This is a genomic window from Mesorhizobium sp. M7A.F.Ca.US.014.04.1.1 (genome assembly GCF_003998745.1).
In the GTDB taxonomy this organism is placed as follows: Bacteria; Pseudomonadota; Alphaproteobacteria; order Rhizobiales; family Rhizobiaceae; genus Mesorhizobium; species Mesorhizobium ciceri.
Genome location: NZ_RZRW01000215.1, coordinates 1 through 9,094 on the forward strand (window position 1 = coordinate 1; position 9,094 = coordinate 9,094).

Here is a 9,094-nt window from a genome sequence, read left to right on the forward strand (position 1 = left end):
GGTCGGCATAAAAGTGTTTGCCACCGGCGGCATCGGCGGCGTGCACAAGGGCGCCGAAAAGAGCTTTGACATTTCCGCCGATCTCGACGAGCTGGCGCGCACCCCGGTGATTGTCGTCTCGGCCGGCGCCAAGGCGATCCTCGACATCGAAAAGACGCTGGAAGTGCTGGAGACGCGCGGCGTGCCGGTGATCGGCCATGGCTGCGAGACGATGCCGGCCTTCTGGTCCAGGCAATCGCCGTTCCGCGCGCCGCTGACCTTGCACGAGCCGGAAGAGATCGCGCATTTCTACCAGACGAGGGCAGCACTTGGGCTTGCTGGCGGCATGCTGATTGCCAATCCTGTGCCGGAAAACCAGGAAATCCCGGCTGCGGAGATGGCGGGCTATATCGACGCCGCGCAGAAGGCCGCCGAGGCACAACATGTCACCGGCAAGGCAGTGACGCCATTCCTGCTGGGAAAGATCCTCGAACTGACCGGCGGCAGGAGCCTGAAGACCAACATCGCGCTGGTGGAAAACAATGCAAGGTTGGCGGCGAGGATAGCCAGGGCATTGTAGGGCACGGCCTCCAAGGTCGGCGGGACAGAGGGGGGTGCTGTCCCTCCGCTGTGCCAAGAAGGTTGGCATTCACTTCCCCGCCCGCCGCCCCGCCTCATACGCCCGGCGTGCCCAGGCCGCCATCTCCTCGGGATCATCGAAAGCGCTGTCGGGAACGCTCCAGTAGGGCATGGCGACCAGCTTGCCGTGGCGCGAGCCGGTATAGGTCCATTGCGTGCAGCCGGCGGCCTCGAACTCGGGCGCGCTTTGCTCGTCGGCTTTCAGCATCAATTCGCCACGCAACACGATGGCGACGATGACGCCGTCGAAATAGATGCCCTTGCCGCCGAACAGTTTGCGGATGCTGACAGGGCCGAGACCCTCGAACAGTTCGGCGATGCGTTCATTGTCCATGCCGCGATCATGTCACCGGCATCTGGCCTTGTCATCGCCGCAACCAAAATCATGCTGACAGGTTGAGAGAGGTATCGGAGTTTTCCCGCCATGCCGCTTCTGCTGAAAGGGTCCTGTCGCTGCAATGCCGTGCGTTTCGAGGTGGAGAGCCACACGCCGGCGCCATTCATGCTGTGCTACTGCTCGATCTGCCGCAAGCAGCAGGGCGGCGGCGGGTTTGCCATCAATCTCGGTGCCGACAACGAGACACTGAACATCAGGGGCAAGCGCAGCCTCGGCGTCTTTCGGGCGGAGATCGAGGACGACGAGCATCCGCATTGCGAAATCTCAACCGGCGAGCGCAATTTCTGCAAGAAATGCGGCTCAGCCCTTTGGCTCTACGATCCAACCTGGCCGGAGCTTGTGCATCCCTTCGCCTCGGCGATCGACAGCGACCTGCCCATCCCACAGAGCAAGGTGCACCTGATGCTGAAATACAAGGCGAACTGGGTCGAGCCGGTGGTTGGCAAGCACGACAAGGTCTTCGACGTCTATCCCGAGGAATCGATCGCCGATTGGCACAAGCGGACGGGCATGTGGGTGGAGTGAGTTTCTTCGCCCCGTTTACGGGGAGGTGAGGAGTGATCCGCGCAGCGAACGAAAAGCCAATTGCTTGGATTTTCTAACGACGTACGCCGGCAGGCTGGGCGGAGCTAACTCTGGAGAGGCTGGCGCTGCCCCTCATCCGTCACTTCGTGACACTTTCTCCGCGTAAACGGGGCGAAGGAAAAAATCAGGCCGAAGCGCGTGCCTCTGCCAGTGCCTTCAGGTCGGCCGGCTTCAGTTCGACGGATTCGCCGCAGCCGCAGGCCGAGCTCTGGTTCGGGTTGTGGAAGGTGAAGCCGGTGCGCAGCGTCGTCTGCTCGAAATCCATCTCGGTGCCGAACAGGAATAGCGCGGCCTCGGGCGCGACATAGACATGAGCGCCGTCGCGCTCGATATGGTCGTCCTTGGTGTTGGGCTCGGTCACCAGATCGACCGTATATTCCATGCCGGCGCAGCCGCCCTTCTTGATGCCGAGGCGGATGCCATGCGCGTTGTCGCGGGTGGCGACGATCTCGCGCACCCGGTCGGCGGCCTTTTCGGTCATGGTGATGACGGCGAAGCGTCCCATTCTTTTTCCTTCCATTCCATGCAGGTTCAAGGCCTGCCGAATGATTCCTCACCTAAAATGGTGAAGTTTTATCCCTCGCGCAAGTGTGCCAGGCTTGACGCTAGTACCAGCCCACCGCCACCTGCGCCTCTTCCGACATGCGGTCGGCCGACCATGGCGGGTCGAAGGTCATGTTGACCTCGACGCCGGACACGCCTTCGACGGCGCCGACGGCATTTTCGACCCAGCCGGGCATTTCGCCGGCGACAGGGCAGCCGGGAGCGGTCAGCGTCATGTCGATCTTGACCGAGCGATTGTCCTCGATGTCGATCTTGTAGATGAGGCCGAGTTCGTAGATATCGGCCGGGATTTCCGGATCGTAGACCGTCTTCAGCGCCGATACGATGTCGTCGGTCAACCGCGCCAGTTCGTCGGCTGGAATGGCCGATCCCGAAACCAGCGCATTGGGCGCGGTTTCCGGAGTGGTCTCGGCAGCGATGCTTGCATCATCCATGGTCGTCACCCAAAAAAATCGTCATCCGAAGAATTTGCGCGCTTTCTCAAGCGCCTCGGCCAAAGCGTCGACTTCGGCCCTGGTATTATACATGCCGAACGATGCCCTGCATGTGGAGGTTACGCCGAAACGTTTCAACAGCGGCTGGGCGCAATGGGTGCCCGCGCGGACAGCAACGCCCTGCCTGTCTATCACCATCGACACGTCGTGCGCATGAATGCCTTGCAGTTCGAACGAGATGATGGCGCCCTTGCCGGGCGCATCGCCGAAGATGCGCAGCGAATTGATGGCGCGCAGCCGCTCATGCGCATAAGTCTTGAGGTCTTCCTCATGCGCGGCGATGCGCTCGCGGCCGATCGTTTCCATATAGTCGAGCGCGGCACCCAGTCCGATCGCCTGCACGATCGGCGGCGTGCCGGCTTCGAAACGATGCGGCGGCTCGTTGTAGGTGACGATGTCTTCCGTCACCTCCTCGATCATCTCGCCACCGCCCATGAAGGGGCGCATGCCCTGGAGAATGTCCTTCTTGCCGTAGAGCACCCCGATGCCCGAAGGGCCATAAACCTTGTGCCCGGTGAAGACGAAGAAGTCGCAGTCGAGATCCTGCACATCGATCGGCATATGCACGGCGCTCTGGCTGCCGTCGACGAGGACGGGAATTCCACGCGCATGCGCGATGCGCACGATTTCCTTGATCGGCGTCACCGTGCCCAGCGCATTCGACATCTGCGTGACGGCGACCAGTTTGGTGCGGTCGGTCAGCCGTTTTTCGAATTCCTCGATGTGGAGGACGCCGAGATCGTCGACCGGCACCCAGACCAGCTTGGCGCCCTGCCGCTCGCGGATAAAATGCCAGGGAACGATGTTGGAGTGGTGCTCCATGATCGACAGCACGATCTCGTCGCCCTCGCCGATGTTGGGCATGCCATAGCCATAGGCCACGGTGTTGATGGCCGAGGTCGTGTTCGAGGTGAAGATGATGTTGTCGGTGCTTGGCGCGTTGAGGAAACGGCGTACCGTTTCGCGCGCCTTTTCGTAGGCGTCGGTCGCGGCATTGGACAGGAAATGCAGGCCACGATGGACGTTGGCATATTCCTGGCTGTAGGCGTGCTGGACAGCGTCGAGCACCGCCTGCGGCTTCTGTGCCGAGGCGCCATTGTCGAGATAGACCAGCTTCTTGCCATAGACTTCCCGCGACAGGATCGGGAAATCGCGGCGGATCGCTTCGACGTCGTAGGGAATGTTTTCGAGTTTCTGGTCCATTTCAAAGTCCTTGCCGGCCAAGGCCGAGATCCTTCCAACACCCCTCATCCGACCGAGCTTCGCTCGGCCACCTTCTCCCACAAGGGGAGAAGGTCTAGCGCTTTACCTTCTCCCCTTGTGGGAGAAGGTGGATTGGCGCGTAGCGCCAAGACGGATGAGGGGTGGCTTTGCCGGACCCCATCCAATTAGCCGTGTGCCACGAACCAGCCGTCGAGCCGCGCTTCCAGCGCTTCGACGATCGCCTCGTCGTCCAGTTCCTCGATCACCTCGGCGACGAAGGCCTTCACGAGCAGCCCCCGCGCGCTTTTCTCGTCGACGCCGCGCGCCATCAGGTAGAACAGATGATCGTGGTCGATCTCGGTGACCGTCGCGCCATGGCCGCAAATCACGTCGTCGGCGAAGATTTCAAGCTCCGGCTTGGTCGAGAACTCGCCGTCGTCCGACAGCAACAGCGTGTTGCATGCCATCTTGGCGTTGGTCTTCTGCGCATATTGATGGACGTTGATGCGGCCCTGAAACACGCCGCGCGCCTTGCCCGTCACCACGTTGCGGATGATCTCCGTCGAGGTCGTGTGCGGCACGGCGTGGTCGAGAACCATGGTCACGTCGGTATGGGTGTCGCCGGCCAAGAGGTTGATGCCGCGCAGCTTGAAATCGGCGCCTTCGCCAGTCGTCCTGACCATGATCTCCTGGCGCACGAGCTTGCCGCCGGCGTTCATGACGAACAACGTCAGCTTGGCATTCTTGCCGATATGGGCCTTGAACTGGGCCAGATGCGTCGCCGTTTCCGGCTGTTCCTGGACAATCAGCCACGTCACCTCGGCGCCTTCGCCGAGCACGAGCTGGCTGACCGAGCTGCCCAGGGCAGCGCCGTCACCTGTCTGCCGTTCGACGATGACGGCCTTGGCGCCGGCGCCGACACGCACTGGCAGGCGCACATGGGTCTGGCCGCCGGCCTGCAGGTTCTGCAGCTCGACCGGCTTTTCGAGTTCCACGCCATCGGCGATGTCGACAAAATATCCGTCGGCGACGAAAGCCGTGTTCAGCGCGCCGATGGCGTCGTCGCTGCCATAGGGGTCGAGCCCAGGTGCTGCGCTGCCGTCGACCAGCTTTTCCGACAGGCGCTGGAAAGAGACGCCTTCAAGAACCGGCACTTTGGCGTCGGACTTGCCGTTCAGGATCGACACCACAGTGGAACCGTCAACGATCGGCGCAATGGCCTTGGCCATGGCGGCAGGGTCGAAGTCCGGCACGGTATTCAGCAACCGGCGCAAGTCGGTATAGTGCCAGGATTCGACGCGCCGCGTCGGCAGGCCGTGCTTGATCGTCTCGATGGCGTCGTCGCGCTTCAGCATCACCGCGCCGTCGCCCGGCAGCAGCGACAGCCGGTCGCCGAACGCGTCGATCAACGCTGTCTCGGCCGGTGTCCGCTGCGGTTGTGCGTGCATGTTCATCGGTATTACCTCTGGCATCTCACGCTGCTTCGCCGATCACGCCGGCATAGCCATTGGCTTCCAGGTCGAGCGCCAGCGACTTGTCGCCTGACTTGATGACCTGCCCCTTGTAGAGCACATGCACGGTGTCGGGCACGATGTGCTCAAGCAGGCGCTGGTAGTGGGTGATGACCAGGAACGCCCGGTCCGGCGCGCGCAGCGCGTTGACGCCGTCGGAAACGATCTTCAGCGCATCGATGTCGAGGCCGGAATCGGTCTCGTCGAGCACGCACAATTTCGGCTCCAGCAATTTCATCTGCAGGATCTCCGCCCGCTTCTTCTCGCCGCCGGAAAAGCCGACATTAAGCGGCCGCTTCAGCATCGCCATCTCCATGCTGAGCGAGGCGGCGGCTTCCTTCACGCGCTTCAAAAATTCCGGGATCTTCAGCGGCTCCTCGCCGCGCGCCTTGCGCTGCTCGTTCATCGCCACTTTCAGGAATTCCATGGTGGCGACGCCCGGTATCTCCATCGGATACTGGAAGGCGAGGAAGATGCCTGACGTGGCGCGCTCGGCCGGATCCATTTCGAGGATCGACTGGCCGTTGTAGAGGATGTCGCCCTCGGTCACCTCATAGTCCTCGCGACCGGCGAGGATGTAGGACAGCGTCGATTTGCCCGAGCCGTTCGGCCCCATGATCGCGGCAACCTCGCCGGCTTTCACCGTCAGGTTCAGACCGCGGATGATTTCGGTGCCGTCATCGACGATGCGGGCGTGCAGGTTTCTGATTTCAAGCATTTTTTCGTTTCCTGAATATCTGTCCGGTCAGCCGACCGAGCCCTCAAGCGAGATACCGATCAGCTTCTGCGCCTCGACAGCGAATTCCATCGGCAGTTGCTGGATGACGTCCTTGACGAAGCCGTTGACGATCAGCGCGATCGCCTCCTCTTCAGGGATACCGCGCTGCATGACGTAGAATTTCTGGTCCTCGGAAATCTTCGACGTGGTCGCTTCGTGCTCGAACTGCGCCGTCGAATTCTTGGCTTCCATGTAGGGCACGGTGTGCGCGCCGCACTGGTCGCCGATCAGCAGGGAATCGCAGTTGGTGAAGTTGCGGGCGTTGGTCGCCTTGCGGTGCGCCGAGACCTGGCCGCGATAGGTGTTCTGCGAGAAGCCGGCGGCGATGCCTTTGGAGATGATGCGGCTCGACGTGTTCTTGCCGAGGTGGATCATCTTGGTGCCGCTGTCGACCTGCTGATAACCGTTCGAGACAGCGATCGAATAGAACTCGCCCGAGGAATCGTCGCCGCGCAGGATGCAGCTCGGATATTTCCAGGTGATCGCCGAGCCGGTCTCGACCTGCGTCCACGAGATCTTCGAGCGATCGCCACGGCAGTCGCCGCGCTTGGTGACGAAATTGTAGATGCCACCCTTGCCCTCGGCGTCTCCGGGATACCAGTTCTGCACCGTCGAATATTTGATCTCGGCATCGTCGAGCGCCACCAGTTCGACGACGGCGGCATGCAGCTGGTTCTCATCGCGCTGCGGCGCCGTGCAGCCTTCGAGATAGGAGACGTAAGCCCCCTCCTCGGCGATGATCAGCGTGCGCTCGAACTGGCCGGTGTTCTTCTCGTTCATGCGGAAATAGGTCGACAGCTCCATCGGGCAGCGCACGCCCTTGGGCACGAAGACGAACGAGCCGTCGGTGAACACGGCCGAATTCAGCGTGGCGTAATAATTGTCGGAGGTCGGCACAACCGAGCCGAGATACTTCTTCACCAGTTCGGGATGCTCGCGGATGGCTTCCGAGATCGAGCAGAAGATGACGCCGGCCTGCGCCAGCTCCTTCTTGAAGGTGGTGACGACGGAAACGGAATCGAACACGGCGTCGACGGCGACGCGGCCCGATTTGTAGACATTGTCGCTGACTTCCTCGAGTTCCGAGGCGTCGGTCTTCTGCACGCCGGCGAGGATTTCCTGCTCGCGCAGCGGAATACCGAGCTTCTCGTAGACCTTCAAGAGTTCGGGATCGACATCGCTGAGCGAGGTCGGGCCGGGCGTGCTCTTGGGCGCCGCGTAGAAGTAGATGTCCTGGAAATCGATCTTGGGATAGTGGACGCGCGCCCAGGTCGGCTCGTCAAGCGTCAGCCAACGGCGATAGGCTTCCAGACGCCATTCCAGCATCCAGGACGGTTCGTCCTTCTTGGCCGAAATGAAACGGATAATGTCTTCGCTGAGGCCTTTGGGGGCCTTATCCATCGCGATTTCGGTCTGGAATCCATATTTATATTGGTCGACGTCGATCTTTCGGACCCGATCGATCGTGTCCTGCACAGCAGGCATATGCGTTCTCCATCCACGCCGGGGTCAAGGCCCGACAGTTTTCAAACTATGGCACCGCCAAAACGAACCCCAAAAAGGCGCTTGCGGCAGCGTAAGTTTCATATAGTGCGCTTCGACCGGAAATTCACCCGGCCAGCATGAAACGCACGGCTCTACCAGGCCGAATGGCCCAAATCATTTTCGTCAAGCATCGGATTTTCCCGAAAATCGCTACGCGCTTTTCGGTCCGATGCCCCAACCGCTCACGCGGCTTTTTCTCTATCCGCCCGACGCGCGGCGATTCCCGTCAGCGCAACGCGAAACAACTCGATGTCTTCCGCGCCCGTCGCCGGACCGATCGACACGCGCAAGGCGCCAAGGCTGTCACCGTATCCCATGGCTTTCAGCACATGGCTCGGTCCGACCTTGCCGGACGAACAGGCAGAGCCGGCCGACAGCGCTACGCCGGCCAGGTCGAAGGCGATCTGCGCGGTTTCGGCTTTGACGCCCGCAATAGCGAAGAATGCCGTATTGGCAAGCCTTGGCGCACCGGTTCCGAAGATTTCCGCGTCCGGCACCAGCGTTTTCACGATGGCCTCGATCTCGTCGCGGCGCCGGCGCACCGCATCTATGGCCGGCAATCCGGCCAGGGCCTCGCGGGCGGCCGCGCCAAAACCGGCAATGGCAGCGAGGTTTTCAGTCCCGCCGCGATGGCCCTTTTCCTGACCGCCGCCATTGATCAACGGCTTCGGCATCATCAGATCCGAAGCCGCGACGATGGCGCCGACGCCCTTGGGACCACCGATCTTGTGCGAGGACAGAATCAGATAATCGGCGTAACCCGCTGATAGATCGATCGAAACACGCCCGGCGGCCTGCACGGCGTCGACCATGAGGATGCCGCCCGCCGCCTTGACGATCCCGGCGATGCGATCGATCGGCTGGATGACGCCGGTCTCGTTGTTGGCGGCGTGGATGGCAACCAGCGGCAGGCCTTCGCTCTTGTCATGACCACTGAGCGCTGCCGCCAAAGCGTCGAGATCGGCGATACCGTTGGCGTCGACGCCGATCCGGTTTACCTGCACTGCCGGGAAATGTCCGCCGTTCAACAGGCAGGGATGATCGGCCTCCGACACGTAAAGCCGGCTCATGCGCACCGTGCCGCGCCCCATCTGCCAGTCGGGTGACAGCAGCGTCGAGGCTGCTTCCGTGGCACCGGAGGTGAACACGACGTGCTCGGGCTTGGCGTTGACGAGCGCCGCCACGTCACGCCTTGCGGTCTCGATCAGACGGCGGGCCGCCCGCCCCTCGGCGTGAACCGATGACGGATTGGCGGCGACATCGAGCGCCGCGACCATAGCTTCGCGGGCCGCGGCAAGCAGCGGCGCACTGGCATTGTAGTCGAGATAGGCGCGTTTTGCGGCCATTTTCGTCCGTCAAGTCCCGTCAGAAGCCATTCCGCCGTCGTATGGCGTTATTT

The 9,094-nt window shown here is 61.9% G+C and carries 10 protein-coding genes; 2 read left to right on the forward strand and 8 right to left on the reverse strand.

The window, feature by feature from the left end; translation table 11 throughout:
* Positions 1–559 (forward strand): pseudouridine-5'-phosphate glycosidase (locus EOA22_RS16025; protein WP_206521288.1); only part of this gene is annotated, 559 nt, incomplete at its 5' end.
* Positions 560–628: 69 nt separating this feature from the next.
* Here the strand turns inward: EOA22_RS16025 and EOA22_RS16030 are convergent.
* A complete protein-coding gene (locus EOA22_RS16030) occupies positions 629–952 on the reverse strand; it encodes a TfoX/Sxy family protein (RefSeq protein WP_063167810.1) in 324 nt (107 codons plus the stop codon).
* A 90-nt stretch (positions 953–1,042) separates the two neighbouring features.
* Here EOA22_RS16030 and EOA22_RS16035 point away from each other — a divergent pair, with 90 nt between their 5' ends.
* Complete coding sequence (locus EOA22_RS16035) at positions 1,043–1,540, forward strand: GFA family protein (RefSeq protein WP_013532155.1); 498 nt, start codon at positions 1,043–1,045, stop codon at positions 1,538–1,540.
* 184 nt (positions 1,541–1,724) lie between these two features.
* Here EOA22_RS16035 and sufA read toward each other — a convergent pair whose 3' ends face one another.
* From sufA to EOA22_RS16070, 7 genes are all read right to left on the reverse strand, one after another.
* On the reverse strand, positions 1,725–2,105 hold the full coding sequence (sufA, locus tag EOA22_RS16040; protein WP_013532156.1) for a Fe-S cluster assembly scaffold SufA: 381 nt from the start codon (positions 2,103–2,105) through the stop codon (positions 1,725–1,727).
* Positions 2,106–2,205: 100 nt separating this feature from the next.
* Positions 2,206–2,598: an SUF system Fe-S cluster assembly protein gene (locus EOA22_RS16045; RefSeq protein WP_013532157.1), complete on the reverse strand. Its 393-nt coding sequence runs from the start codon at positions 2,596–2,598 to the stop codon at positions 2,206–2,208.
* Between the two features lie 21 nt (positions 2,599–2,619).
* Positions 2,620–3,861 carry a cysteine desulfurase gene (locus EOA22_RS16050; protein WP_063170212.1) on the reverse strand — a complete coding sequence of 414 codons (1,242 nt, stop codon included), beginning with the start codon at positions 3,859–3,861 and terminating at the stop codon, positions 2,620–2,622.
* A gap of 185 nt (positions 3,862–4,046) precedes the next feature.
* The gene (sufD, locus tag EOA22_RS16055; protein ID WP_063167809.1) at positions 4,047–5,315 is read right to left on the reverse strand and encodes a Fe-S cluster assembly protein SufD; all 1,269 of its coding nucleotides are present in this window, start codon (positions 5,313–5,315) and stop codon (positions 4,047–4,049) included.
* A 19-nt stretch (positions 5,316–5,334) separates the two neighbouring features.
* Positions 5,335–6,090 (reverse strand): Fe-S cluster assembly ATPase SufC, encoded by a 756-nt coding sequence (sufC, locus tag EOA22_RS16060; protein WP_013532160.1) that lies wholly within the window; start codon positions 6,088–6,090, stop codon positions 5,335–5,337.
* A 27-nt stretch (positions 6,091–6,117) separates the two neighbouring features.
* Positions 6,118–7,635, reverse strand: a complete 1,518-nt coding sequence (sufB, locus tag EOA22_RS16065; RefSeq protein WP_013532161.1) for a Fe-S cluster assembly protein SufB — start codon at positions 7,633–7,635, stop codon at positions 6,118–6,120.
* A 242-nt stretch (positions 7,636–7,877) separates the two neighbouring features.
* On the reverse strand, positions 7,878–9,041 hold the full coding sequence (locus EOA22_RS16070) for a cysteine desulfurase family protein (RefSeq protein WP_063167808.1): 1,164 nt from the start codon (positions 9,039–9,041) through the stop codon (positions 7,878–7,880).
* Between the last annotated feature and the right edge of the window lie 53 nt (positions 9,042–9,094).

What these genes read in the sequence shown, in the direction of transcription:
- EOA22_RS16030 (WP_063167810.1), bottom strand. Translation starts at nt 952, where the DNA reads ATGGACAATGAACGCATCGCCGAACTGTTCGAGGGTCTCGGCCCTGTC.
- EOA22_RS16035 (WP_013532155.1), top strand. Translation starts at nt 1,043, where the DNA reads ATGCCGCTTCTGCTGAAAGGGTCCTGTCGCTGCAATGCCGTGCGTTTC.
- sufA (WP_013532156.1), bottom strand. Translation starts at nt 2,105, where the DNA reads ATGGGACGCTTCGCCGTCATCACCATGACCGAAAAGGCCGCCGACCGG.
- EOA22_RS16045 (WP_013532157.1), bottom strand. Translation starts at nt 2,598, where the DNA reads ATGGATGATGCAAGCATCGCTGCCGAGACCACTCCGGAAACCGCGCCC.
- EOA22_RS16050 (WP_063170212.1), bottom strand. Translation starts at nt 3,861, where the DNA reads ATGGACCAGAAACTCGAAAACATTCCCTACGACGTCGAAGCGATCCGC.
- sufD (WP_063167809.1), bottom strand. Translation starts at nt 5,315, where the DNA reads ATGAACATGCACGCACAACCGCAGCGGACACCGGCCGAGACAGCGTTG.
- sufC (WP_013532160.1), bottom strand. Translation starts at nt 6,090, where the DNA reads ATGCTTGAAATCAGAAACCTGCACGCCCGCATCGTCGATGACGGCACC.
- sufB (WP_013532161.1), bottom strand. Translation starts at nt 7,635, where the DNA reads ATGCCTGCTGTGCAGGACACGATCGATCGGGTCCGAAAGATCGACGTC.
- EOA22_RS16070 (WP_063167808.1), bottom strand. Translation starts at nt 9,041, where the DNA reads ATGGCCGCAAAACGCGCCTATCTCGACTACAATGCCAGTGCGCCGCTG.